The organism is Streptomyces sp. NPDC107454 (assembly GCF_055582885.1).
In genome coordinates, this window is sequence record NZ_JBVJPA010000004.1 from 136,918 (window position 1) to 160,354 (window position 23,437).

The 23,437-nt window shown below is 71.4% G+C and carries 26 protein-coding genes; 20 read left to right on the forward strand and 6 right to left on the reverse strand.

Annotation, left to right across the window (positions count from 1 at the left end; all coding sequences use genetic code 11):
* The first annotated feature begins 20 nt into the window (after positions 1 to 20).
* The 13 genes from ACZ69M_RS10845 (at position 21) to hypE (ending at position 12,238) form a co-directional block, all read left to right on the forward strand.
* A complete protein-coding gene (locus tag ACZ69M_RS10845; RefSeq protein ID WP_470048636.1) occupies positions 21 to 1,805 on the forward strand; it encodes a nickel-dependent hydrogenase large subunit in 1,785 nt (594 codons plus the stop codon).
* Complete coding sequence (locus ACZ69M_RS10850; RefSeq protein WP_470048638.1) at positions 1,802 to 2,413, forward strand: hypothetical protein; 612 nt, start codon at positions 1,802 to 1,804, stop codon at positions 2,411 to 2,413. The genes ACZ69M_RS10845 and ACZ69M_RS10850 overlap by 4 nt, the downstream gene beginning before the upstream one ends.
* The gene (locus tag ACZ69M_RS10855) at positions 2,410 to 3,066 is read left to right on the forward strand and encodes a DUF5947 family protein (protein WP_470048640.1); all 657 of its coding nucleotides are present in this window, start codon (positions 2,410 to 2,412) and stop codon (positions 3,064 to 3,066) included. The genes ACZ69M_RS10850 and ACZ69M_RS10855 overlap by 4 nt, the downstream gene beginning before the upstream one ends.
* Complete coding sequence (locus ACZ69M_RS10860) at positions 3,063 to 3,761, forward strand: DUF6084 family protein (RefSeq protein ID WP_470048642.1); 699 nt, start codon at positions 3,063 to 3,065, stop codon at positions 3,759 to 3,761. Before ACZ69M_RS10855 ends, ACZ69M_RS10860 begins: the two co-directional genes overlap by 4 nt.
* On the forward strand, positions 3,758 to 5,206 hold the full coding sequence (locus ACZ69M_RS10865; RefSeq protein WP_470048644.1) for a hypothetical protein: 1,449 nt from the start codon (positions 3,758 to 3,760) through the stop codon (positions 5,204 to 5,206). The genes ACZ69M_RS10860 and ACZ69M_RS10865 overlap by 4 nt, the downstream gene beginning before the upstream one ends.
* Positions 5,203 to 5,763 (forward strand): hydrogenase maturation protease, encoded by a 561-nt coding sequence (locus tag ACZ69M_RS10870; RefSeq protein WP_470048646.1) that lies wholly within the window; start codon positions 5,203 to 5,205, stop codon positions 5,761 to 5,763. Before ACZ69M_RS10865 ends, ACZ69M_RS10870 begins: the two co-directional genes overlap by 4 nt.
* Positions 5,764 to 5,774: 11 nt before the next feature.
* The gene (locus ACZ69M_RS10875; RefSeq protein WP_388393894.1) at positions 5,775 to 5,879 is read left to right on the forward strand and encodes a DUF6893 family small protein; all 105 of its coding nucleotides are present in this window, start codon (positions 5,775 to 5,777) and stop codon (positions 5,877 to 5,879) included.
* 181 nt (positions 5,880 to 6,060) lie between these two features.
* Positions 6,061 to 6,456, forward strand: a complete 396-nt coding sequence (gene hypA / locus ACZ69M_RS10880; protein WP_470048648.1) for a hydrogenase maturation nickel metallochaperone HypA — start codon at positions 6,061 to 6,063, stop codon at positions 6,454 to 6,456.
* 3 nt (positions 6,457 to 6,459) lie between these two features.
* The gene (gene hypB / locus ACZ69M_RS10885; RefSeq protein ID WP_470048650.1) at positions 6,460 to 7,230 is read left to right on the forward strand and encodes a hydrogenase nickel incorporation protein HypB; all 771 of its coding nucleotides are present in this window, start codon (positions 6,460 to 6,462) and stop codon (positions 7,228 to 7,230) included.
* Positions 7,227 to 9,707 carry a carbamoyltransferase HypF gene (gene hypF / locus ACZ69M_RS10890; RefSeq protein WP_470048652.1) on the forward strand — a complete coding sequence of 827 codons (2,481 nt, stop codon included), beginning with the start codon at positions 7,227 to 7,229 and terminating at the stop codon, positions 9,705 to 9,707. The genes hypB and hypF overlap by 4 nt, the downstream gene beginning before the upstream one ends.
* Positions 9,708 to 9,727: 20 nt before the next feature.
* The gene (locus ACZ69M_RS10895; protein ID WP_470048654.1) at positions 9,728 to 10,036 is read left to right on the forward strand and encodes a HypC/HybG/HupF family hydrogenase formation chaperone; all 309 of its coding nucleotides are present in this window, start codon (positions 9,728 to 9,730) and stop codon (positions 10,034 to 10,036) included.
* Positions 10,033 to 11,157, forward strand: coding sequence for a hydrogenase formation protein HypD (gene hypD, locus ACZ69M_RS10900; protein WP_470048656.1), 1,125 nt, complete (start codon positions 10,033 to 10,035; stop codon positions 11,155 to 11,157). The genes ACZ69M_RS10895 and hypD overlap by 4 nt, the downstream gene beginning before the upstream one ends.
* Positions 11,150 to 12,238 (forward strand): hydrogenase expression/formation protein HypE, encoded by a 1,089-nt coding sequence (gene hypE, locus ACZ69M_RS10905; RefSeq protein ID WP_470048658.1) that lies wholly within the window; start codon positions 11,150 to 11,152, stop codon positions 12,236 to 12,238. Before hypD ends, hypE begins: the two co-directional genes overlap by 8 nt.
* Positions 12,239 to 12,295: 57 nt before the next feature.
* On the opposite strand, the gene ACZ69M_RS10910 is transcribed toward hypE, so the two are convergent.
* On the reverse strand, positions 12,296 to 13,090 hold the full coding sequence (locus ACZ69M_RS10910; RefSeq protein ID WP_470048660.1) for a COG4705 family protein: 795 nt from the start codon (positions 13,088 to 13,090) through the stop codon (positions 12,296 to 12,298).
* A 272-nt stretch (positions 13,091 to 13,362) separates the two neighbouring features.
* On the opposite strand from ACZ69M_RS10910, the gene ACZ69M_RS10915 reads away from it, so the two are divergent.
* The 3 genes from ACZ69M_RS10915 to ACZ69M_RS10925 are packed head-to-tail and all read left to right on the forward strand — an operon-like array spanning position 13,363 to position 14,919.
* Positions 13,363 to 13,884, forward strand: coding sequence for a VOC family protein (locus ACZ69M_RS10915; protein WP_470048662.1), 522 nt, complete (start codon positions 13,363 to 13,365; stop codon positions 13,882 to 13,884).
* Positions 13,881 to 14,717, forward strand: coding sequence for an SDR family oxidoreductase (locus ACZ69M_RS10920; RefSeq protein WP_470048664.1), 837 nt, complete (start codon positions 13,881 to 13,883; stop codon positions 14,715 to 14,717). Before ACZ69M_RS10915 ends, ACZ69M_RS10920 begins: the two co-directional genes overlap by 4 nt.
* Positions 14,718 to 14,727: 10 nt before the next feature.
* The gene (locus ACZ69M_RS10925; RefSeq protein WP_470048666.1) at positions 14,728 to 14,919 is read left to right on the forward strand and encodes a DUF1330 domain-containing protein; all 192 of its coding nucleotides are present in this window, start codon (positions 14,728 to 14,730) and stop codon (positions 14,917 to 14,919) included.
* Between the two features lie 48 nt (positions 14,920 to 14,967).
* Here ACZ69M_RS10925 and ACZ69M_RS10930 read toward each other — a convergent pair whose 3' ends face one another.
* Together ACZ69M_RS10930 and ACZ69M_RS10935 are read right to left on the reverse strand one after the other, a co-directional pair.
* Positions 14,968 to 15,156: a ferredoxin gene (locus ACZ69M_RS10930; protein ID WP_470048668.1), complete on the reverse strand. Its 189-nt coding sequence runs from the start codon at positions 15,154 to 15,156 to the stop codon at positions 14,968 to 14,970.
* Positions 15,153 to 16,442 carry a cytochrome P450 gene (locus tag ACZ69M_RS10935; RefSeq protein ID WP_470048670.1) on the reverse strand — a complete coding sequence of 430 codons (1,290 nt, stop codon included), beginning with the start codon at positions 16,440 to 16,442 and terminating at the stop codon, positions 15,153 to 15,155. The genes ACZ69M_RS10930 and ACZ69M_RS10935 overlap by 4 nt, the downstream gene beginning before the upstream one ends.
* Positions 16,443 to 17,396: 954 nt before the next feature.
* On the opposite strand from ACZ69M_RS10935, the gene ACZ69M_RS10940 reads away from it, so the two are divergent.
* Complete coding sequence (locus ACZ69M_RS10940; RefSeq protein WP_470048672.1) at positions 17,397 to 18,191, forward strand: SigB/SigF/SigG family RNA polymerase sigma factor; 795 nt, start codon at positions 17,397 to 17,399, stop codon at positions 18,189 to 18,191.
* Between the two features lie 154 nt (positions 18,192 to 18,345).
* Here ACZ69M_RS10940 and ACZ69M_RS10945 read toward each other — a convergent pair whose 3' ends face one another.
* From ACZ69M_RS10945 to ACZ69M_RS10955, 3 genes are all read right to left on the reverse strand, one after another.
* The gene (locus ACZ69M_RS10945; RefSeq protein ID WP_470049329.1) at positions 18,346 to 18,639 is read right to left on the reverse strand and encodes an ANTAR domain-containing protein; all 294 of its coding nucleotides are present in this window, start codon (positions 18,637 to 18,639) and stop codon (positions 18,346 to 18,348) included.
* 218 nt (positions 18,640 to 18,857) lie between these two features.
* Positions 18,858 to 20,168: an FtsX-like permease family protein gene (locus ACZ69M_RS10950; protein WP_470048674.1), complete on the reverse strand. Its 1,311-nt coding sequence runs from the start codon at positions 20,166 to 20,168 to the stop codon at positions 18,858 to 18,860.
* A 3-nt stretch (positions 20,169 to 20,171) separates the two neighbouring features.
* Positions 20,172 to 20,963 carry an ABC transporter ATP-binding protein gene (locus ACZ69M_RS10955; RefSeq protein WP_470048676.1) on the reverse strand — a complete coding sequence of 264 codons (792 nt, stop codon included), beginning with the start codon at positions 20,961 to 20,963 and terminating at the stop codon, positions 20,172 to 20,174.
* A 161-nt stretch (positions 20,964 to 21,124) separates the two neighbouring features.
* Here ACZ69M_RS10955 and ACZ69M_RS10960 point away from each other — a divergent pair, with 161 nt between their 5' ends.
* The 3 genes from ACZ69M_RS10960 to ACZ69M_RS10970 are packed head-to-tail and all read left to right on the forward strand — an operon-like array spanning position 21,125 to position 23,405.
* Positions 21,125 to 21,805: an ABC transporter permease gene (locus ACZ69M_RS10960; protein WP_470048678.1), complete on the forward strand. Its 681-nt coding sequence runs from the start codon at positions 21,125 to 21,127 to the stop codon at positions 21,803 to 21,805.
* Positions 21,802 to 22,473: an ABC transporter permease gene (locus ACZ69M_RS10965; RefSeq protein ID WP_470048680.1), complete on the forward strand. Its 672-nt coding sequence runs from the start codon at positions 21,802 to 21,804 to the stop codon at positions 22,471 to 22,473. Before ACZ69M_RS10960 ends, ACZ69M_RS10965 begins: the two co-directional genes overlap by 4 nt.
* On the forward strand, positions 22,470 to 23,405 hold the full coding sequence (locus tag ACZ69M_RS10970) for an ABC transporter substrate-binding protein (protein WP_470048682.1): 936 nt from the start codon (positions 22,470 to 22,472) through the stop codon (positions 23,403 to 23,405). Before ACZ69M_RS10965 ends, ACZ69M_RS10970 begins: the two co-directional genes overlap by 4 nt.
* Positions 23,406 to 23,437 lie beyond the last annotated feature (32 nt).

Sequence of the window (23,437 nt, forward strand, 5' to 3'; positions counted from 1 at the left end):
AGAAGGGCACGACACACACGATGGCACCGAAGACGAAGCCGGCCGGCGACGGTAGCGGCCTGATGGAGATGGCCTGGGACCCGATCACGAGGATCGTGGGCAGCCTGGGCATCCACACGAAGATCGACTTCAAGGCGAAGCGGGTCGCGGAGTGCTACAGCACCTCGTCCGTCTTCCGCGGCTACAGCGTCTTCATGCGCGGCAAGGACCCTCGCGACGCGCACTTCATCACCAGCCGCATCTGCGGGATCTGCGGGGACAACCACGCCACCTGCTCGGTGTACACGCAGAACATGGCGTACGGCGTGAAGCCCCCGCACCTCGGTGAGTGGATCATCAACCTCGGGGAGTCCGCCGAGTACATGTTCGACCACAACATCTTCCAGGAGAACCTGGTCGGGGTCGACTACTGCGAGAAGATGGTCAAGGAGACCAACCCGGGGGTCCTCGAACTCGCCGAGCGTACCGAGGCGCCGCACGCCGCCGAGCACGGCTATCGCACGATCGCCGACATCATGCGGTCCCTGAACCCCCTCGAAGGCGAGTTCTACCGCGAGGCGCTCCAGGTGAGCCGCTACACCCGGGAGATGTTCTGCCTCATGGAGGGCCGCCATGTGCACCCCTCCACGCTCTACCCGGGCGGCGTCGGCACCATCGCCTCGGTCCAGCTCTTCACGGACTACCTCAGCCGTCTGATGCGCTACGTGGAGTTCATGAAGCGGGTCGTCCCCCTCCACGACGACCTGTTCGACTTCTTCTACGAGGCCCTGCCCGGGTACGAGGAAGTGGGACGCCGACGGGTGCTGCTCGGCTGCTGGGGCGCGCTCAACGACCCCGAGTACTGCGACTTCACCTACGCCAACATGACGGACTGGGGCCGGCGGATGTTCGTCACCCCCGGCGTCATCGTCGACGGCAAGCTCGTCACCAACGACCTCACCAAGATCAACCTCGGTATCCGCATCCTGCTGGGCAGTTCGTACTACGAGGACTGGGAGGGCCAGGAGCAGTTCGTCACCCACGACCCGCTCGGCAACCCGGTCGACCCGCGCCACCCGTGGAACCAGCACACCATCCCCGCCCCGCAGAAGCGGAACTTCGACGACAAGTACAGCTGGGTCATGTCGCCCCGCTGGTTCGACGGCAAGGACCACCTCGCCCTCGACACCGGCGGCGGCCCCATCGCCCGTCTGTGGTCCACCGCCCTGTCCGGCCTCGTCGACACGGGCTATGTGAAGGCGACCGGCCACAGCGTGGTCATCAACCTGCCGCGCACCATGACCAAGCCCGAGACCACCTTCGAGTGGAAGATCCCGCGCTGGAGCAACGCGCTGGAACGCAACCGCGCCCGCACCTACTTCCAGGCCTACACCGCCGCCGTCGCCCTGCACTTCGCGGAGAAGGCGCTGGAGGAGGTCCGCGCCGGACGCACCCAGACCTGGGAGAAGTTCGAGGTGCCCGACGAGAGCATCGGCGTCGGCTTCACCGAGGCGGTCCGCGGCGTCCTCTCCCACCACATGGTGATCCGCGACGGCAAGATCGCCAACTACCACCCGTACCCGCCGACCCCGTGGAACGCCAGCACCCGGGACACCTACGGCACGCCCGGCCCGTACGAGGACGCCGTGCAGAACACGCCGATCTTCGAGGAGAACTCCCCGGAGAACTTCAAGGGCATCGACATCATGCGTGCCGTCCGCAGCTTCGACCCCTGTCTGCCGTGCGGCGTGCACATGTACGTCGGTGGCGGCAAGACCGTCCAGAAGATGCACATGCCCACCGGCCTGAGCGGACTGGGCGGATGAGCGCGGGCACGACCATCGACGCGACTAAGGCGGCACCGGCGGTCGACGCGGTGCGCACCGGGCAGCGGATCGAGGACGTACTCGACCGGCTCGCCACCACCGGTGACCCGGCAGCCCGCGCGGCGGCCGAGGAACTCGTCCAGGCCCTCATGGACTTCTACGGTGCGGGCCTGGCCCGGATGCTCCACCTGCTGTCCACGCCCGTGGGCCGCAGAACCCCCGGTGACCCCCTGGCGGGCCTGCTCGGCGACGAACTGGTCGCAAGCCTCCTCGTCCTGCACGACCTGCACCCCGAGGACCGGACGACCCGCATCACCCGCGCGCTCGACAGCATCCGCGACCACGAACTGGACGTCGTGGACTTCGACGAGGAGACGGGCACCCTCCGGCTGCGGGCGGCCGGAGGCGGCGGATGCGGCTGCGCGGCGAGCGGTACGACGGCCCAGCAGGCGGCCGAGGGCGCGCTGGCCTGCTTCGCGCCGGAGGTCACCGCGGTCGAGCTACAGGCCGCCGGCCGTTCGGGGGAGCCCACGCTGCTCCAGATCGGCACCGGCCCCGGAACCCGCGCCGCCGCCACCGCGGGCCCAGCCCCGGCGAAGGCCCCATGAACGCGCCCCCGGCTTCCCGGCCGGCCACGCGCGACTCCGGGCTGCGCAGGTTCCTGACCGGACGTGAACCGCGGCCGGAGCGGTGCGGACTGTGCGCGGTGGCGGTGGACGAGGAACGTCACCGCCACCTGGTGGACACCGAGCAGCGGGCCATCGTCTGCGCCTGTACGTCCTGCGCCCTGCTGATGGAACAGCCGGGCGCCGCACGCGGCCGATTCCGGGCGGTTCCGGACCGCTACCTCACCGACCCGGACCACCACCTCGACGAGGGTGCCTGGGAGGCGCTGCAGATCCCGGTCGGCGTCGCCTTCTTCTTCCGCAACGCCGCGCTCGACCGGCTGGTGGCCCTCTATCCGAGCCCGGCCGGAGCCACCGAGAGCGAACTCGACCCGGCGACGTGGAGCGCCGTCCTCGGCGACAGCCGCCTCGCCGGACTGCTCGAACCCGATGTGGAGGCGCTGCTGCTGCGCCGCCACGAGGGCCGCTGCGAGTGCTATCTCGTGCCCGTCGACATCTGCTACGAACTGGTAGGCCGGATGCGCCTGTTGTGGCAGGGCTTCGACGGCGGCGCCGAGGCCCGCGCCGCCCTCGACACCTTCTTCGCACACGTCGGACGACGCGCCCGCGCCGTACGCGAGGAGGGCCCGGCGTGACGGAGTTCGCCTTCACCTGCACCGGCGTGCGCGCGGACCGGTTCGCCGCCGGACCGACCCTGGTCTTCCGGCTGCGCATCACCGCGACCGGCGACGAACCGGTCCACGCCATGGCGCTGCGCTGCCAGATCCGTATCGAGCCCGCCAAGCGAGGCTACGAGACCGCGGAGGCCGAGGGGCTCGCCGATCTCTTCGGCGAGCGCTCGCGCTGGGGCAGCACCCTCCAGCCGGTGCAGTTCGCCCAGGTCTCCGTCATGGTCCCCGCCTTCACCGGGGAGACCGAGACGGACCTCGTCGTGCCGTGCACCTACGACATGGACATCGCAGCGACCCGTTACTTCGACGCGCTGACCAGCGGCGAGGTGCCGCTGCTGATGCTGTTCTCCGGCACGGCGTTCACCGGAGCGGGCGGCTTCCGCGTCGAACCCGTCCCGTGGGACCGGGAGGCGGTCTTCCGGATGCCGGTGGCCACCTGGCGGGAGATGGTCGAACAGCACTTCCCCGGCTGCGGCTGGATCCGGCTGCCCCGCGACACCATGGACGCCCTGCTCGCCTTCCGCTCCCGACGGGCCCTGCCCTCCTGGGAGGCGACCGTGCGAGCCCTGCTCGACGAGAGCGGCGGGGCGGCTCCCGCACCACCCCGAAGATTCAGTCTCACCGGCATCAGCAGCACCACCGGAAGGACCGCTCCGTGAGCGTGACCACGTTCGCCCCGGAGACCGAGGCCCGCCTCGCCGTCGCCCGGCAGGTGGCCGACGCCGTCCTCTTCGAGGGCTACGTGCTCTACCCGTACCGTGCCTCCGCGGCCAAGAACCGGCTGCGCTGGCAGTTCGGCGTGCTCGTCCCGCCCGCCTGGGGCGCCGACTGCGAGGAGCACGAATTCCAGCACACCGAATGCCTGATGGAACCCAAGGCGGACGCCACCCTCGCGGTCGAGCTGCGCTTCCTGCGCGCCCGGCGCCGCACGGTCCAGCAGGCGCGCCCGGACGGCGGCTTCGAGACGGTCCCCGAACTCCGGCTCGGCGACCGGACGCTCGTCCCCTGGGACGAGGGAACGGAAGAGCGCGTCGAGGCGGTCGTGCCCGTCGATGAACTCCTGGGCGACGGCGTGCGGGTCCCCTTCGACCGCCCCGCGGGTGAGGACACCGAGCCCGTCCTCGACGATTGCGGTCGCGTCGTCGGCCGGATGGTCCGCCGCTACGAGGAGACGAGCGGCCTACTCCGGTTGTCCGCGAGCGAACTCGACGGGCCCTACCGCGTGCTGCGGCTGACCGCGATCGTCGAGAACACCAGCACCTGGACACCCCCGGACGGCACCGCGGCCGACCGGGACGCGGCCCTCCCGCGCTCCCTGGTCGCCACCCACCTCCTCATGGGGCTCGGCGCGGGGTCGTTCCTGTCGATGACGGATCCCCCCGAATGGGCGAAGGGCGCGGTCGCGTCCTGCCGCAATCTGCACACCTGGCCGGTCCTCGCCGGTGAACCCGGGCGCCGTGACGTGGTGCTGTCCTCGCCGATCATCCTGGAGGACCACCCGGCGATCGCCCCGGAGAGCCCCGGGGCCCTGTACGACGCCACCGAGATCGACGAGATCCTCGCCCTGCGCACCGCCGCGCTCACCGACGAGGAGAAGCGCGAGGCCCGGGGCACCGACGACCGGGCGGCCGCCGTGATCGACCTGGCGGACACGATGCCGCCCGAGGTCCTGGAGCGCCTGCACGGGGCGGTGCGCAGTCTGCGCGAGGTGACAGGAGCGGGCGAGGGAGCGGGAACGGCGTCCGCTCCGGGCGTGGACGGCTTCCCCGACGAGTTCGGCGTGCCGCGTCCCGACACCCCGTGGTGGGACCCGGCGAGCGACGCCGGTTTCGACCCCGGGCAGGACCGGATCACCGTCGACGGCCGTTCGCTGGGCGCCGGAAGCAGGGTGCTGCTGCGGCCCGGGCTGCGCCGTACCGACGCACAGGACCTGTTCCTGGCGGGCCGTACGGCGAAGGTCGAGGCCGTGCTGCACGACGTGGACGGCGGAGTGCACCTGGCGGTGACGGTCGAGGACGATCCGGGCGCCGACATCCGCCGCGAACAGGGCCGTTTCCTCTACTTCCAGCCCGACGAGGTCGAACCGCTGGAGGGCGAGGCATGAGCCCACCCGCGGACCCACCCCGCCAGGAGAGCGGCAAGGTCCTCGTCGCCGGGATCGGGAACATCTTCCTCGGGGACGACGGCTTCGGCGTGGAAACCGTGCGCGCGCTCACCGGGCGGCAACTGCCCCCGCACGTCGAGGCCGTGGACATCGGCGTACGGGGCGTGCACCTCGCGTACCAGGTCATCGACGGTTACGACACCCTGATCCTGGTGGACGCCACCGCGCGCGGCGAGCGCCCCGGCACCCTGTACGTCATCGAACACGACAGCGCCGACGCGGGCGAGCCGCACGGCGTCCCGCTCGACGGCCACCGGATGACCCCCGACACGGTGCTCGCGCTGCTGGGGACCCTCTGCGCCACAATCGGCGGGCAGCCGCCGCGCCGCACGGTGGTCGTGGGGTGCGAACCCGCGTCCGTCGAGGAGGGCATCGGGCTCACCCCGCCGGTGTCGGCCGCCGTTCCGGAGGCCGTCCGGCTGATCGAAGAGTTGCTGCGGGCCGACGAACCGGGAGAGTCCGCGCCGCGGGCCACGGCCGGCGAAGCAGCGAAGTGAGGAGAGAAGCCATGATCAAGACCCTCGTCGGCGGCGCGCTGGCCGCCGCTGTCACCGCCGTCCTCGTGCAGATCCTGCCCGACCTCAGACGCTATCTGCGGATCCGGAGCATGTGAACCGACACCCGCCGCTCGTACGCCCTCTGCCGTGCTCTGCCGTGCTCTGCCGTGCCGCGCCCTGCCGTTGCGGCGAACGGCGTACGCGGCCGGCCGGCGACGGCGTGCCGGTCCGCCGCCCTCGGACGCCTCCCCTCTAATGAGGGGCGGCGGACGCCCTGCCCGAGACGGAGACCGGTCGATGCACGAGATGTCCCTCGCGATGGCGGTGATCGGCCAGGTGGAAGAGGCGGCGCGGCGGGCCGGCGACGTCACGGCCGTGCGCTCGGTGCGGCTTCAGGTGGGCGAGCTCGCCGGTGTCGTACCCGACGCCCTCTCCTTCTGCTTCGAACTGGCCTGCGCCGGAACCGTGCTGGAGGGCGCCGAACTGGTCACCGAAGCCGTGCCGGGACGGGCCCGCTGCGCACCCTGCGCGCACGAATGGGCCGTCGGCATGCCGCCCGCGCTGACCTGCCCGCGGTGCGGCGGCGCCACCACAGAGCTGCTGGCGGGCCGGGAACTCCAGATCCTCAGCGTGCACTGGGAGGACGGCCCGGCGCACGCCCATCCCCGCGAACCGATCTCCGAGGAGCGCTGAACCATGTGCCGTGTGGTCGACCTGCAGCAAGCCGTCCTGGCCAAGAACGACGAGACCGCGCACACCTTGCGCGCGGGTCTTGCGGCCCGCGGCACCACGGTCGTCAACCTGCTCTCCAGCCCCGGCAGCGGCAAGACCGCCCTGCTGGAACGGGAACTGGGGCTCGCGCGCGAGCGGTCCGTGCCGGTCGCGGCGCTCACCGCCGACCTGGCCACCGAGAACGACGCGGAGCGGCTGGCCCGCTCGGGCGTCCCGGTCAAGCAGGTCCTCACCGACGGGCTGTGCCATCTGGAGGCCGGAATGCTCGGCCGCCACCTGGAGGGCTGGCTGCCCGACGACACCCGGCTGCTGTTCGTCGAGAACGTCGGCAACCTCGTCTGCCCGGCCTCCTACGACCTCGGGGAGACCCTGAGAGTGGTGCTCGCCTCCGTGACCGAGGGCGAGGACAAGCCGCTCAAATACCCCACCGCCTTCGGTCTCGCCCACCTGGTGGTGGTCACCAAGACCGACATCGCCGAGGCCGTCGAGTTCGACGAGGCGGCGTTCCGCGCGAACGTCGAGCGGGTCAACCCCGGAGTGGACGTGCTGCTGACCTCGGCCCGCCGGGACCGGGGCGTCGGCGCCCTGCTCGACCGGGCGCTGGCGGCCGCGGACGGCGTCCCGCTCCATGAACCGGTGATGGCACGCCGACCCGACGGCACCTCACCCACCCACCGACATCACGGCCACGAGCACCCGCACGGCACCGGCGCCATGGCGCACTCCCACTCGTGAGCGGTCCGCTCTCCCCGGCCGCCGTCGCCGACGGGACACCGCTGCGCCGACGGGTCACCGTACGGGGTGTGGTGCAGGGCGTCGGCTTCCGCCCGTACGTCTACACCCTGGCCACCGGCCTCGAACTGTCCGGCCATGTCACCAACACCCCCGAGGGCGTCATCGCGGAGGTCGAGGGCGCCCCCTCGGCCGTCGCCCGCTTCTGCGACCGCATCGCCGTCCAGGCACCGCCGCTGGCCCGCGTGGACTCCGTGCACCACGACGACGTACCCGTCACCGGTGACGCCGCGTTCACCATCCTCGCCTCCCGCACGGGCGGCCCGGCGGGCACCCTGATCCCACCGGACACCGCCACCTGCGCCGACTGCCTGCGCGAACTCGCCGACCCCGCCGACCGGCGCCACCGCCACCCCTTCATCAACTGCACGCACTGCGGCCCCCGGTTCACCATCGTCACCGGCCTGCCCTACGACCGCTCCCACACCACCATGGCCGGTTTCCCGATGTGCTCCGACTGCGCCCGCGAGTACGCCGATCCGGCCGACCGCCGCTTCCACGCGCAACCCGTCGCCTGCCCGGCCTGCGGCCCGAAACTGCGGCTGCTCGTCCCACGGCCGGGCGTGAGCGGCCCTCCGGAGCCCGTCGCCGGAGCGGACCCGGTCACCGAGGCCCGCCGGCTCCTGGCGGACGGCGCGATCCTCGCGGTCAAGGGCCTCGGCGGCTACCACCTGGCCTGCGACGCCACGAACTCCGAAGCCGTCGCGCTGCTGCGCCGCCGCAAGGCCCGAGGGGACAAACCCTTCGCCGTCATGGCCCGGAGCCTCGACGACCTCTGGCACCTGGTACGGATCGGCGCCGAGGAGCGGAGCCTGCTCGACGGCGCCACCCGGCCCATCGTGCTGCTGCGCCGCCGTAGGAAGGTGCCCGTGGCGGGGGCGCCACGGCCCGCCGACTCCGTCGCGCCCGGCAGCCCCGACCTCGGCGTCATGCTGCCGTACACCCCCCTGCACCACCTCCTGTTCGGACTGCCCGGCGACCCCGATGGGCCCTCGTTGCTCGTCATGACCAGCGGCAACGTGTCCGGTGAGCCGATCGTCACCGACGACGGGGAGGCGCTGGAGCGACTGGCGCGGCTCGCCGACGGCTGGCTCACCCACGACCGGCCGATCCATGTGCCGTGCGACGACTCCGTGGTCCGCGTGTGCGACGGCGCGCTGTTGCCGCTGCGCCGTGCCCGCGGCTACGCGCCCCTGCCGCTGACCCTGCCGGTCCCGGTGCGCCCGGCCCTCGCCGTCGGCGGGGACCTCAAGAACGTGCTCTGCCTCGGCGAGGGCCGCCGGGCCTGGCTGTCCGCGCACATCGGAGACATGGACGACCTCGCCACCCAGCACGCCTTCGAACGCGCCGTGGCTCAACTGGAGTCCATCACCCCCGTACGTCCGGAACTGTTCGCGGCGGACCGGCACCCCGCATACCGTTCGGTGCGCTGGGCCGACCGGAACGCGTCGGGCCGGCCCGTCGTACGCGTCCAGCACCACCACGCCCATGTCGCCGCCGCGATGGCCGAACACGGGCTGGACGGCAGCCGTCCGGTGATCGGCGTCGCCTTCGACGGCACGGGTTACGGCGACGACGGGACCGTGTGGGGCGGGGAGATCCTGCTCGCCGACTACGACGGCTTCACCCGGTTCGGGCACCTCGCCCCTGTGCCGCTGCCCGGCGGTGACGCGGCGGTGCGACGGCCGTACCGGATGGCGCTCGCGCATCTGCGTGCGGCGGGGATCGACTGGTCGGAGGAGCTGGCCTGCGTGAGCGCCTGTCCGTCCGACGAACGGCGCGTGCTGGAGCGGCAGTTGGAGCGCGACCTGAACTGTGTCCCCACCTCCAGCATGGGCCGCCTCTTCGACGCGGTGTCCTCCCTCGTGGGCGTGTGCCATGCGGCCGGTTATGAGGCCCAGGCGGCGATGGAGCTGGAGGCCGCAGCGCTGGAGGCTCCCGCCGGGGACCCGGTCGCGTATGCGTTCGCCCTACGACCGGCAGGTCCGACCGGCGGTGCGTCACCGGCGGCCGCCGACTCAGGGCCGGGCGGAGGTGCCCGCCCCGCGCAGGGTTCACCCGGCGGTGTGGACGAGGGCCCCGTCCTCGCGGATCCCGCACCTGTGCTTGCGGCGATCGTCGAGGACCTGCGGTCGGGGGCCGGACCGGCCGTCGTCGCGGCGCGCTTCCATCGGGCCGTCGCCGCTCTCGTGCACCGCGTCTGCGTGCTGGCGCGCGAACGGCACGCGCTGGAGACGGTGGCCCTGACCGGCGGGGTGTTCGCCAACTCGCTGCTGTCCTCCGCCTGCGCGGCGGCCCTGGGCGCGGACGGTTTCACGGTCCTGCGCCACCGCCTGGTTCCGCCGGGCGACGGCGGTCTGGCCCTCGGGCAGCTCGTGGTGGCCGCGCGCGCCGAGGACCGTACCCGAGCCAACGACTGACCAAGAGCGAGGAGAGGTTCATGTGCCTGGCGGTACCCGGCAGAGTGCTGGACATCGAGGAACGGGACGGCACCCGGATGGCCAACGTCGACTTCGGCGGTGTGGTCAAGGAGGTGTGCCTGGAGTACCTGCCCGACCTCCAGGTCGGCGAGTACGCCATCGTGCACGTCGGATTCGCCCTGCAGCGCCTCGACGAGGAGTCGGCGAAGCAGACGCTCGAACTGTTCGCGACCCTCGGCCTGCTGCAGGAGGAGTTCGGCGACCCCTGGGAGTTGGCCGCGGAGGCGGGCGAGGCCCTGCCGTCCGCGGGAGAGGAGGCGCGCAAGTGAAGTACATCGACGAGTTCCAGGACCCCGACCTGGCACGTCGGCTGCTCGACGACATCAACTCCACGGTGACCAGGCCATGGGCGCTGATGGAGGTCTGCGGCGGACAGACGCACACCATCATCCGCCACGGCATCGACCAACTCCTGCCGGACCAGGTCGAGTTGATCCATGGCCCGGGGTGTCCCGTGTGTGTGACCCCGCTGGAGGTCATCGACAAGGCGCTGGAGATCGCCTCCCGGCCCGGGGTGATCTTCTGTTCCTTCGGCGACATGCTCCGGGTGCCCGGCACGGGACGGGACCTGTTCCAGGTGCGGGGCGCGGGCGGCGACGTACGGGTCGTGTACTCCCCGCTCGACGCCCTGCGGATCGCCCAGCAGAACCCCGGCCGCGAGGTCGTCTTCTTCGGCATCGGTTTCGAGACGACCGCGCCGCCCAACGCGATGACGGTGTATCAGGCCCGCAAGCTCGGCATCCCGAACTTCAGCATGCTGGTGTCCCACGTCCGCGTCCCGCCCGCCATCGAGGCGATCATGCAGTCACCGACCTGCCGCGTCCAGGGCTTCCTGGCGGCCGGGCACGTGTGCAGCGTGATGGGGGTGGGGGAGTACCCGGAACTGGCGGAGCGCTTCCGGGTCCCGATCGTCGTGACCGGATTCGAACCCCTGGACATCCTCGAAGGCGTACGCCGGACCGTGGCGCAGCTGGAGCGTGGCGAACACACCGTCGACAACGCCTACCCCCGTGCCGTCCGCCCGGAAGGGAACCCGGCGGCGCGGGCCATGCTGGAGGATGTCTTCGAGGTCACCGACCGGGCCTGGCGCGGCATCGGGGTGATCCCCGACAGCGGCTGGCGGCTGTCCCCGAAGTACCGGGAGTACGACGCCGAGCACCGCTTCTCGGTCGACGGCATCCAGACCCGCGAACCGGCCGCCTGCCGCAGCGGCGAGGTCTTGCAGGGCCTGCTCAAGCCGCACGAGTGCGAGGCGTTCGGCACGCTCTGCACCCCCCGCACCCCGCTCGGCGCCACCATGGTCTCCAGCGAGGGCGCCTGCGCCGCGTACTACCTCTACCGGCGCCTGGACCTCACCCCCGCGCCCCGGGAGGCGACCCCCGTTGTCTGAGACCACCGGCACCACCGAACTCCGTACGCCCGTACTCGACCCCGCCGCCTGGACCTGCCCGGCCCCGCTGCGCGACCAGCCGCGGATCGTCATGGGGCACGGGGGAGGCGGAGCCCTGTCCGCCGAACTCGTCCAGCACGTCTTCGCGCCCGCGTTCGGCGGTGACGTGCTCGCCCAGCTGGGCGACGCCGCGGCACTGTCGCTCGGCGGTGTCCGGATGGCCTTCTCCACCGACTCCTTCGTGGTGCGGCCCCTGTTCTTCCCCGGCGGCAGCATCGGTGACCTCGCCGTCAACGGCACCGTCAACGACCTCGCCATGAGCGGCGCCCGGGCCGCCTACCTCTCCTGCGGCTTCATCCTGGAGGAGGGCGTCGAGATGGAGACCGTCGCCCGCGTGGCCGCGGCACTCGGCACGGCGGCGCGGGCCGCGGGCGTCGAGGTCGCGACCGGCGACACCAAGGTGGTGGAGGCCGGTCACGGGGACGGGATCTTCATCAACACGGCCGGTGTCGGGCTCATCCCGGCGGGCGTCGATCTGCGCCCGCAGCGGGTCGTGCCCGGCGATGTCGTGATGGTCAGCGGTGCGATCGGCGTGCACGGCGTGGCGATCATGAGCGTGCGCGAGGGCCTGGAGTTCGGGGTGGAGATCGAGAGCGACTGTGCGGCGCTCGGCGGTCTGGTCGACGCCATGCTCGCCGTCACCCCGGATCTGCATGTGCTGCGCGATCCCACCCGGGGCGGGCTGGCCGCCGCCCTGAACGAGATCGCGGCGGCCTCGGGCACCGGCGTCGTCATCCGGGAGCGTGACGTCCCGGTCCCGCCGGCCGTCGCCAACGCCTGCGCCGTGCTGGGCCTCGACCCGATGTACGTGGCCAACGAGGGCAAGCTGGTGGCGTTCGTGCCCCGCGAGCACGCCGACGCCGTCCTGGACGCCATGCGGTCGCACCCGCTGGGTACGGAGTCGAGGATCATCGGCGAGGTCGTGGACGCCCATCCGGGCATGGTGGTGGCCCGCACCGGGCTGGGCGGCACCCGGGTGGTCGACCTGCCGATCGGGGAACAGCTGCCGAGAATCTGCTGACGCGTGACGGGACGGCGGCGCGGGCGTCAGAGGGTGAACCCCACGTCGGCCGCTGTCCTACGCGAGGCGCTCGGCGTCCCCGACGTCGTTGCGGGACACGGCCAGATAGCCGACGAAGCCGATGATGGCGACGGTCCAGGACAGGGTGACCGGTCCCAGCCCGAGGTCGAGGCCGCCGCGGGCGTGGCTCAGGGCCATCCAGTCGGCGACCGAGGCGCCGAGCGGGCGGGTGAGGACGTACGCGGTCCAGAAGGCGGCCACCGCGTTGAGGGCGCCCCACTTGTGCATGACGGCAGGGACGGCGATGGCGACGGCGTACAGCACGGCCGAGCCGAGGTAGCCGAGGCCGATCGTGGCGGAGAGGTCACCGGCGGCGGTGCCGAGCGCGAAGGTCGCCAGCACGGTGGCCCAGTAGAAGAGCTCGCGGCGGCGGGTGTGGATGCTGTGGATGGAGAGGGTCTTCTCGCTGGCGTACCAGACGGCGAACACGGCTGCCAGCGCGGCCATGAAGAAGGGCGTGGAGATCGTGTACGGGACGCCCAGGCCGACGTGCAGGACGTCCGCGGCCATGGTGCCGAACACGCTGACCATCACGATCGCCGTCCAGTAGATCCAGGCGACGTAGCGACGGGCCTTGAGCTGGACGCAGAGCGCCACCACGAGGGCCAGGCCGCCGAGGCCGACGGCGGGGATCGGCCCGAGCTTCTTGGCGAGGAGGTCCGAGGCGGTCTCACCCATGCCGGTGGTCAGCACTTTGATCACCCAGAAGTAGACGGTGACTTCCGGAACCTTGCTCGCCAGATGGGTGGGGCCGGCGGCGCGACGACGGCGGGTGAGGTGCTCTGTGCTCATGCCCGCACGATGACATGGCGAACAGCGCTGGCCACAGGGGTCTTTACCATTGCTTTGGGGCTTCTGGTGCAGGAGTTGCCAGGGCCCGCGAGGGGCCTGAACACAACCTGAACACCCACGCCGTGACCCCCGGATCCGTTGGGAATCGGCGCGCGTCCGATGATACGAAGGAAGGTCGTCGCCGGGCCTCGCGACGGCCCCCGTCCCTCCATTGCGCTCCCCGACCACACGTGAGAATATCGTTCTCATTTCGAAGAATGAACTTCTTTGCTGTGGTTGAACTCAACGACGAGGGAGACACGTTGGAAGCGACGGAGTACGGGCAGGCGGCCGTCGACCGGGTGCTGAAGGCTCAGGACCAGTTCCATCTCGGTATCGTCGTCGAGGACTTCGAGACGACCCTGGCCGAGTTCTCTTCCCTGTTCGGGTACACGTGGTGCGGCGAGATCGGCGGACCGGTCCCGGTCACGCTGCCGCACGGAGACGCCGTGGTCGAGCTCGGGTGCGTGTTCTCGACGACGACACCCCGTCTCGAGATCGTCCGGCGCGTCCCGGGGACCCTGTGGGAGCCGGCGGCCGGCGGCGCCGTTCATCACGTCGGCTACTGGTCTGACGACGTCGCCGCCGACGCCGCCGAACTGGAACGCCACGGTTTCGTGCGGGAGGCGACGCGCAAGGGTGCCGACGGCGCCCCGTTCGCGTTCCTCCGCAGCCGGGCCAGCGGCTACCGCGTCGAGCTGGTGAGCCGGGTGGCACAGCAGAGCCTGGAACGGTTCTGGGGGATGAGCGCATGACGACCGTCGGGATCGTCACCGGCGCCGGCCGCGGGATGGGGCTGGCCTGCGCGCAGCGGCTCGTCGACCAGGTGGACAGGCTGGTCCTCGTCGACCGGGACGAGGCGAGCGTGACCGCGGCCGCCAAGGACCTCTCCGCCACCGGGCAGGGGGCCGTCGTCGAACCGTTCGTCCTCGACATCACCGATGCCGCGGGCCTGGCCGGGCTCGCCGCACGCGTCGGCGAGCTCGGCACCCTGCGCGCCGTCGCCCACGCCGCGGGTATCTCGCCCACCATGGCCGACTGGCGTCGCATCTTCACCGTCGACCTCGTCGGGACCGCGCTGCTGGCCCGGACGCTCCGTCCGCTCGCCACCGAGGGAACGGCCCTGGTGTGCTTCGCGTCGATGGCCCCGCTGCTCGGCGGCACCGGTCCCGACCCGGCCGTCGACGCGGTGCTGGACGACCCGCTCGACGAGCGGTTCCTCGACCGCGTCCGCGAGGCCGTCGGGCCGGGCATCGAGGACACCGGAATCGCGTACGCGTGGGCCAAGCGCGGGGTGCACCGCTTCGTCCAGCGTGAGGCGGTGCGCATCGGGCCGCTCGGTGCCCGTGTCTGCTCGGTGTCCCCCGGGCTGATCGACACTCCTCAGGGGCGGCAGGAATCCGCGAGCCATCCGGGGATGGAGCTGCTGCTGCGGCAGACCCCGCTCGGTCGGCAGGGGCGGCCCGAGGACGTCGCCGCGGCGGTCGCCTTCCTGTTGTCGTCCGAGGCCGGATTCCTCAGCGGGATCGACCTCCTCGTGGACGGCGGTGTGTGCGCCGCCGTCCGGACCCGGGCCGGCCGCACGTGAGTCCGCAGGCGTGCAGCCCCAGGTCCTGGAGGGCAGCTGGCACGGCAACCGTGCGGTCGTCCTCGAATTCGAGAGTGTGGAAGCGGCGCCTGCCTGGTACGAGTCGGACGCGTACGCGGAGGCGAAGGCGCTGCGGCTGGCAGCGGCCGACTGCAACGCCGTGATCGTCTCCGGGTTCGAGACGCCGTCGCGATCCGCGTGAAGAAGCCTTGCCGGTCGCGGCCCGCGCGGTGTGCACGGGCCGCGACCGTCAGTCCAGCGTGATGGCGCGCTCGGGGCAACTGCCCATCGCCGTACGCACGGTGTCCTCGAACTCGGCGGGTACCTCCGGCGTGAGCACCACCGCGTAGCCGTCGTCGGTCAGGTCGAACACCTCGGGGCAGAGCGACCAGCAGACCCCGTGTCCCCGGCAGCGGTCCTCGTCGACGTTCGCCTTCACCGCGCCGGCTCCTCGGCGAGGGTGAACTCGACGTTCAGGTTGGTCAGACCGCGCAGGATGTACGTCGGGATGTAGTGGTAGCGGCGCGCGCCCTCGGGTCCGTGCACGCGCTCGGAGAGCCTGATGTCGGCCGTGCGGTCGAGGAGCCGCTCGATGGCCACCCGGCCCTCGGCGCGGGCCAGCGGCGCACCGGGGCAGGTGTGGATGCCCCGGCCGAACGCGATGTGGTGGCGGGCGTTGGCGCGGGAGGGGTCGAAGGTGTCCGGCTCCTCGAAGTGGCGGGGGTCGCGGTTCGCGGCCCCGTTCAGGACCATCACCGTGGTGCCCGCCGGTATGCCGACACCGCCCACCGTGGTCGGCACCCTGGACAGCCGGAAGTCGCCCTTGATCGGGCTCTCCATCCGCAGCGCCTCTTCGATGAAGTTGGGGATCAGGGCGCGCTCCTCGCGCAGTCGCCGCTGCAGCCCGGGGCGCTCGACGAGCAGCTTGAGGGCGGAGCTGAGCAGCCGGACCGTGGTCTCCTGGCCCGCCGCGAAGAGATTGGTCGCCACCCGGGCCACATCGGCGACGTCCGGCGTCGAGCCGTCCGGGAACGTCGCCGAGGCCAGACCGGAGAGCACGTCGTCGCGCGGCTCGCGGCGCCGCTCCTCGACATAGGACGCGAACCGCTCGTACAGGTACTCCAGTGGCGTGTGCTCCATCTCCCGTTCCGTGCTGCCCACACCGCCGTCCGCCTGCGGCCGGTGCTCCAGCCCCCTGACGAACTCCTCGCGGTCCTCTTCGGGCACGCCGAGCAGGTCGGTGATGACCTGCAGGGTGAACGGGCCCGCGAACCCGCTGATGAAGTCGCCCTCGCCCGGGGCGAGGAACGTGTCGAGGCGGCGGTCGGCCAGCTGCCACATCGCCGCCTCGTTCTCCTTGAGGCGTCGCGGGGTGATCAGCCGCATCAGCAGCGCGCGGTGGTCCGTGTGCGTCGGCGGGTCGAGGGTCGGAAGCTGGTCGCTGAAGGGGAGTCCGGCGCGGTGCAGCTCGATGAGTTCGCTCACGTCGTCCCCTTCGAGCGGGACCGGGAACCCCGGGAAGGGGCCGGTCACCGAGAGGCACGACGAGAACGTCTCGCTGTCGTTGAACACCTGAACCGCTTCGTCGTACCCCGTCACCATCACCACGTCGTGGTGGCTCTCGCGCTGTACGGGACACTTCCCGCGCATCGCCTCGAAGTACGGGTAGGGGTCCGCGACGAGCCCGTCGTCCCGGAAGAAGTTCATCGCCTCGAAGTCGTTCACCGTGTGCAACGCTCCCTTCGGCACCGCAACGTGTGGGTCCCGGTGGTCGTGAGTGGTGGGTCGGCTGGGCTTGGGCGGTCGCCGGGCCGGGTCAGGGCAGCGGCTCGGCGACGCGGTGGATCTCGGCGTGCCCGGTCGGGCAGCGCGTCGAGCGGGAACGTGTCGCAGTGCGCGAGCGCTTCCTCGATGCGGGGGAACCCGGCGTCGTAGAGCGCCTGAAGTTCGGTCATGCCGCTCGCCGGGCGGCGCTCGTAGCGCTCGGGCTCGGTGGCCGGGCACCAGGTCTCCACAACTCGGCTGACACGCAGTCCTCGTAGGACACCACTCCCGTTCCCAGGTCCGGGTAGTGCTCGGTCCAGCTGCCCTCGGCCGGCTTCGGATGAAGGGCCATCGCGTCAGTCCTCCGATACGGGCGTTGCCTGAACCGTTACGGCCGGGCAGGTGAGAACTGCATTCTCTTCATGGAGTATCAGATTTCCACGGTGTGGCTGCCCAGTCAACGGTCGGTGGGGGTCCGGGTGAATCCGGGGTCGCGTGCGGGGCCGTCGCCGGGGTCGCGATGTCGCGGCGGCGGGTCGGTGGGGTGCGACTCGCGCGCGCGTTCGCGCGACGCATTGCGCGGGGAATTGCTCGACGGTGGTGCCGGGGGGCATGGAAATCGCGCGGAGGTCATGCGGTGAATTCGCGGCCTACGAATATGGATTCGCGGACGACGCGTGACGCTCCAGAATCGCCCCCTCGCCCGGTGTCACTCCCCTTGGATGATTGACCGGGATTGTCTCGCGCTTGTTTGGGTGACCGATATGAGGGAATTGTCCTAGCAGTGCTTCGGACAGGAGGCACGTCCGTGGGAGCTGGTCCGCCAGATCACCGGATGTCTCCCGTCCGGCTTTTTGTGTGTGCCCTCCCATGGGGACTGCCCCGTCGGCAACCCCTGAGGGAGTTGTGAGCACTATGCGCATGACGTCCGGCACCAAAAGACACCCCCATGACGACGCCCCGGACACCGCCGCGGCCTTCGTCCGCCTTGCCGAACTGCCGGCCGGGCCCGAGCGGCAGATGCTTCGCGAGGAGATCATCCGCTCCTGGCTGCCCATGTCGGAGCGTGTCGCCGGCCGCTACCGGGGCAAGGGCGAGTCGGTCGAGGACCTCAACCAGGTGGCCGCGCTCGGCCTGGTCAAGGCCGTCGATCGTTACGACCCCGAGCTCGGCAACGCCTTCGAGAGCTACGCCGTCCCGACCATCACCGGCGAGATCAAGCGCCACTTCCGCGACCACATGTGGACCCTGCACGTCCCGCGCCGCGTCCAGGACGTGCGCAACAGGGTGCGCGTGGCCCTCAAGGACCTCTCGCAGACGATGCAGGGCCAACGGCCCACCGTCGCCGAGATCGCCGCGTACGCGCACCTGAGCGAGGACGAGGTACGTACCGGTCTCGAGGCCCTGGACAGCTTCTCCGCCCTCTCCCTGGACGCCGAACTGCCCGGCGGGGACGACGGCTACGCGCTCAACGACGCGCTGGGCGCGCGCGACACCGGATTCGACCTGGTCATCGATCGCGAGTCGGTGAAACCGGCCCTGCACGAGCTCCCCGAGCGCGAACGGGCCATCCTCTACCTGCGCTTCTTCCAGGGCATGACGCAGAGCTGCATCGCCGACCAGCTCGGCATCTCGCAGATGCACGTCTCGCGCCTTCTCAGCGAATGCTGCGCCACCCTGCGCGAACAGGTGCTCGCCGATGCGGCATAGCCCGCGGGCGGTGGACACACCCGGCCGCCCGGGGGGTTGTCCCGTCCGGGCGGTCGGAGGCGAGCTCACTGCCGAACCCTCCCGGGAGCGGTTGGCCAGTGGGCCACCTCTTTCTGAACTACCTGGGTGGATCAGATCCAAACAAATTCCGCGCCTACGGGGCGGGGTGACCGTCGGGGATCTGCGTGGGCCCGTACTTGTCGAGCGTGTCCTCCAGGGCCGCGCGAATATCGGGCGGCAGATCTCCCCGCCGCCCCCAGACGAGAATCATGTCCGCGACAGTGCGCAGCTTGACGTTGGTGTGCTGGGAGACTTCCCGGAGTACGGCCCAGCCCTGGTCGGGCGACACCCGGCCGAGGGCGACCATCATGCCGATGGCCTGGTCCACCGTGGCGTGCGAGGTGACGGCCGCCTTCAGCTGGTCGACCTCTTCCCGCAGCTCGACCATCCGGTCCGCCGCGTCGGAAGGGGAAGCCGACTCCTGCGGCGCGTCGCACGGTTCGGCGCCTCCCGAACGGGCGTCTGGCGTCATCGTCCCCTCCGTGGGCCTGGATCCTGGCGGCGCAAACCGTCGTCCTTGGAGTCCATCGTGGCCACTCCGCCGGTCAGGTGCCAGTGCGGACCGTGCCCCCCGTACCGCGCCCCTCCGCACGGTCCGCCGCCCGTTCACGCGACCAGGGTCACCGCCGCCACGGCCGGCGTCCGCAGGGTGCGCCGGGCCGTGAACAGGACGGTCCCCAGGGTCACCGCCGCCGCGACCGCGACGACGGCGAGCCAGATACCAGGTCCGTGGCCCGGCCACGGGGAGTCCGTGCGCACGGCGCTGAACGCGAGGACCCCGGCGAGCCCGGCCAGGGTGCCGAAGAAAACGCCCGTCACCGTCAAGATCGCACCCTCGGCGCCAACCACCCCGAGCACCTGCCCCGGTGTCGCACCCACCAGCCGCTGCTGCCCGAACTCCCGGCCGCGGTAAGCCGTCGCCGCGTACAGGGAGTTGATCAGCATGACGCAGCAGAAGACCACGATGACGCCGACGACCGTGAGGTTGAGCGTCTCGAGGTTCTTCGCGTCGACCGACTTCGGAACACCGGAGGCCCTGAGCGCGTCGCTCTCGACCGCCTGCATGGTCAGCGTCGCCGACGCCACGCAGGTGAAGAGGATCAGCGGCATGAGGACACCGGACATCTCCGCGGCACGCCGACGCAGGTTCCGTACGGCCAGATACCCGCTCGGGCCTGCCAGGGGCAGCCGGTCGAGCAGGCCCTCCAGCAGCCGCGGCGCCAGCAGCGCGCACCCCACGGACAACAGGATCGCCCCGTACGCGGGAGGCGCCATCAGCGCGGCGTCCTCGGCCGAGAACGCGAAGGTGGAACAGACCGCCGCACCACCGGCGAGCAGAGCCGCGTACGCGAGGAACGTCCGAGACCGGCCCCGGGGGCGACGGCGGAGCGTCACCCGCCGCACCGCGAGGAAGGCCGCGCCCGCCGCGGCCGGCACCGTGATCCCGATGCCCGACCCGAGGGCGACGGGGCCGAAGGAGTGGTCGACGGACCGGGCGACCTGGCCGCTGTCCTGGAAGACGCCCAGCAGGGCGCGTCCGCCGAGCATCGCCGGACCGATCGCCAGTACCGCGCCCACCAGGGCGATCGTCACCGCCTCACCCACGACCATCCGACTGATCTGCGCGGGAGTCGCCCCGGAGCACCTGAGCAGCTCCATCTCGGCGCCGCGCTGACGGACGTTCACCGTCAGGGTCGAGGCGATCGCGAAGAACACCAGCAGGGTGCCGTAGCCGCCGACGACGTCCGCCGCGGTGGACAGCGACTCCGCGCTCACGGAGTCCACGCCCGGCCGCGCGGCCGTGTCGTGCAGGGAGTTGAAGGTCATGACGACCGCCGCGCCGAGGAAGGCGGACAGCAGGGTCGCCGTGGCGCGCCCGGGGCGCTGCCGGAGGGAACGCAGGGCCAGAGCGAACACGGCTCACACCCCCACCCTCGTGTCGTCGCCGAGGTGCGCCAGGCGCTCGGCCACGGCGTCCGCCGTCGGTGCGGGCAGCCGGCCGGCGATCCGTCCGTCCGCGAGGAACACGACCGCGTCGGCGTACGAGGCGGCGAGGGGGTCGTGCGTCACCATGACGACCGTCCTGCCGTGCACCCGTACCGCCTCCTGAAGCAGCCGCAGCACATCCCGTGCGCCGCGGCTGTCGAGGGCGCCGGTCGGCTCGTCCGCGAAGATCACCCGAGGCTCGGCGACCAGCGCCCGGGCGATCGCCACGCGCTGCTGCTGCCCGCCGGAGAGCTGGTCGGGCAGGCTGCCGAGCCGGTCGCCCAGACCGACCGCCGTCAGGATCTCCCGCGCCCTGGCCCGGTCGACGCGTCGCCCGGCGAGCTTCAGCGGCAGGATCGTGTTCTGGGCGACGGTCAGCGTCGGCAGCAGGTTGTACTGCTGGAAGACGAAACCGATCCGGTCGCGCCGGAACCTCGTCAGCTCGGCCTCCCCGCCGCCCGTCATCTCCACACCGTCGACCCGCACGATGCCGCTGTCGGGCCGCTCCAGCCCCGCCGCGCACCGCAGCAGCGTGGACTTGCCCGACCCCGAGGGCCCCATGACCGAGGTGAAGCTGCCGCGTGCCAGGCCGAGGCTCACCCCGTCCAGCGCGGTCACGGCGCTCTCCCCGGCGCCGTAGGTCTTGCCGACCTTGACCAGCCGCAGCGCCTCCCGGGCGGGTTCCGATTCGTTCGCACGTCGCGAGGTGCGGCGAAACATCGTCATCACTCTCCGTTCGGCACGCCCTGTGCCTCGCTCACGACGCTACGGAGCGAACGCTCGACCCACATGGGGCGCAGAACCCGTATCGCGGGGTGTACTCAGCGACACCCCGTACGGGGCACCAGAACGCGCCGACTCCCGCCCGCCTCCGATGGAATGGACGCGTGACCGCGCCTCCGGACGACTGTCTCGCCCGCAACGAGTGGATCTGCGGTGAGTATCTGAGCACGCGCCGTCAGATCCTCCTCGACGCGGTCGTCCAGCACCTCCAGCTCACGGCGGTCTCCGTGCTCGTCGGACTCGTCATCGCGGTGCCGCTGGCCGTCCTCGCCCGGCGCTGGGGCTGGGCGGCCGGACCCGTCCTCGCGGTGACCACGATCCTCTACACCGTCCCGTCCCTCGCGATGTTCTCGCTGCTCCTGCCCGTGTACGGGCTGTCGGCCACACTGGTGGTCTCCGGACTCGTCCTCTACTCGCTGACCCTCCTCGTCCGCAACATCCTCGCGGGCCTGCGCGCCGTCCCCGAGGAGACCCGGCAGGCCGCCCGCGGCATGGGATACGGGCCCATCCGCCTCCTGCTCACCGTGGAACTGCCGCTCGCGGTGCCCGCCTCGATGGCCGGACTGCGTATCGCCACCGTCTCGGCGGTCTCCCTGGTGACGGTCGGCGCGATCGTCGGCTTCGGGGGACTCGGCAATCTCATCTACACGGGCATGAACACCTACTTCAAGGCGCAGGTCCTCACCGCGTCCGTACTCTGCGTCGTCATCGCCGTCGCCGCGGACCTCCTCCTGCTCGCGGTGCAGCGGCTCATCACCCCCTGGACCCGGGCGGCCCGCGGATGAACGCCCTGACCGGGGCCTGGGACTGGCTCAGCGACCCCGCGCACTGGTCCGGGGACGACGGCGTCTGGCACCGCCTCGCCCAGCACCTCGTCCTGACCGTCGTCTGCCTCGTCGTCAGCTGCCTCATCGCGCTGCCCGTCGCCCTGGTCCTGGGCCACCTCGGCAAGGGCGGCGCGCTCGCCGTCAACATCTCCAACATCGGCCGCGCCGTCCCCACCTTCGCCGTACTGGTCCTCCTGCTGCTCACCCCGCTCGGCAAGTGGGGTGAGGGCCCGACCGTCGTCGCGCTGGTCCTCTTCGCCGTACCACCGCTGCTCACCAACGCCTACGTCGGGATGCGCGAGGTCGACCGGAGCGTGGTGCGCTCGGCGCGAGGCATGGGGATGACCGGCCGACAGATGCTGTTTCACGTAGAGTTGCCCCTTTCGCTTCCCATGGTCATGAACGGCGTACGGATCGCAGCGGTCCAACTCGTCGCGACCGCCACGATCGCCGCGCTCGCGGGCGGCGGCGGACTCGGCCGGATCATCACCGCGGGCTTCAACCTGGCGAGTACTCCGCAGGTCGTCGCCGGCGCGATACTCGTCGCCGTGTTCGCCCTGATCGTCGAGGGGATCTTCGAGATCGCCGAACGGCTGGCACCGCGCTGGGCGAGGGGCATCCGATGAGGCGAGGCGGCGCCCTGCTGAGCCTGATCCTGCTGACCGGCTGCGGCACCGGCCCGTCCCTGGAGAACCGCGGCGCGGTCACCGGGCCACCCGGCGACAGCAAGCACCTGACCATCGGCTCGGCCGGGTTCACCGAGAGCGACCTGCTGGCCGAGATGTACGCGCTGCTGCTCGACCAGGCCGGATACAAGACCTCCATGCTGACGGTCGCCAACCGCGAACTCTACGAACCCGCCCTGGAATCCGGCCAGATCGACGTCGTACCGGAGTACGCGGCCACCTTCGCGGACTGGCTGAACGCCAAGACCCACGGAGCGGACGCGCCGCCCGTCGGCTCACCCGATCTCGCCGACACGATGAAGGCGCTCCGGTCGCTCGCCACACCGCGCGGCCTCACCGTCCTCGACCCCGGCAGGGCCGTCGACCAGAACGCCTTCGCGGTGACGGCGGCGTATGCCGGGCAGCATCACCTGAAGACTCTCAGCGACCTCGGCGCGTCCCGTCTTCCGGTACGGCTCGCGGCGGGCGACGAGTGCGTCCAACGGCCCTACTGCGAGCCGGGGTTGAAGAAGACGTACGGCATCGACATCACCGGCGTCGACCCGAAGGGCGTGGGCACCACCCAGGCGAAGCGGGCGGTGCAGAGTGGTCAGGACCAGATGGTCCTGACCACGACGACGGACGCGACGCTCGACGAGTTCGGTCTCGTCCTCCTCGCCGACGACAAACATCTGCAGAACGCCGACTACATCGTGCCCGTCGTCAACCGCTCGCGCGCCGGCAGCGAGGGCGTCACCAAGGCACTCGGCAAGCTCAACGACGTACTCACCACGGCGGACCTGGCAGCGATGAACCAGCAGGTGGACAGCTGGCGGCGGCTGCCCGAGGACGTGGCGCGGACCTATCTGAAGGACAGGGGTCTGCTGAAGTGACGTCCTCAGACGTCCTCGGACGCACTGACGCG

Excerpts from the sequence above, each read along its gene's own strand:
- ACZ69M_RS10845 (WP_470048636.1), top strand. The coding sequence starts at position 21 with ATGGCACCGAAGACGAAGCCGGCCGGCGACGGTAGCGGCCTGATGGAG.
- ACZ69M_RS10850 (WP_470048638.1), top strand. The coding sequence starts at position 1,802 with ATGAGCGCGGGCACGACCATCGACGCGACTAAGGCGGCACCGGCGGTC.
- ACZ69M_RS10855 (WP_470048640.1), top strand. The coding sequence starts at position 2,410 with ATGAACGCGCCCCCGGCTTCCCGGCCGGCCACGCGCGACTCCGGGCTG.
- ACZ69M_RS10870 (WP_470048646.1), top strand. The coding sequence starts at position 5,203 with ATGAGCCCACCCGCGGACCCACCCCGCCAGGAGAGCGGCAAGGTCCTC.
- ACZ69M_RS10875 (WP_388393894.1), top strand. The coding sequence starts at position 5,775 with ATGATCAAGACCCTCGTCGGCGGCGCGCTGGCCGCCGCTGTCACCGCC.
- hypA (WP_470048648.1), top strand. The coding sequence starts at position 6,061 with ATGCACGAGATGTCCCTCGCGATGGCGGTGATCGGCCAGGTGGAAGAG.
- hypB (WP_470048650.1), top strand. The coding sequence starts at position 6,460 with ATGTGCCGTGTGGTCGACCTGCAGCAAGCCGTCCTGGCCAAGAACGAC.
- ACZ69M_RS10895 (WP_470048654.1), top strand. The coding sequence starts at position 9,728 with ATGTGCCTGGCGGTACCCGGCAGAGTGCTGGACATCGAGGAACGGGAC.
- ACZ69M_RS10910 (WP_470048660.1), bottom strand. The coding sequence starts at position 13,090 with ATGAGCACAGAGCACCTCACCCGCCGTCGTCGCGCCGCCGGCCCCACC.
- ACZ69M_RS10920 (WP_470048664.1), top strand. The coding sequence starts at position 13,881 with ATGACGACCGTCGGGATCGTCACCGGCGCCGGCCGCGGGATGGGGCTG.
- ACZ69M_RS10940 (WP_470048672.1), top strand. The coding sequence starts at position 17,397 with ATGCGCATGACGTCCGGCACCAAAAGACACCCCCATGACGACGCCCCG.
- ACZ69M_RS10945 (WP_470049329.1), bottom strand. The coding sequence starts at position 18,639 with ATGGTCGAGCTGCGGGAAGAGGTCGACCAGCTGAAGGCGGCCGTCACC.
- ACZ69M_RS10955 (WP_470048676.1), bottom strand. The coding sequence starts at position 20,963 with ATGACGATGTTTCGCCGCACCTCGCGACGTGCGAACGAATCGGAACCC.
- ACZ69M_RS10965 (WP_470048680.1), top strand. The coding sequence starts at position 21,802 with ATGAACGCCCTGACCGGGGCCTGGGACTGGCTCAGCGACCCCGCGCAC.
- ACZ69M_RS10970 (WP_470048682.1), top strand. The coding sequence starts at position 22,470 with ATGAGGCGAGGCGGCGCCCTGCTGAGCCTGATCCTGCTGACCGGCTGC.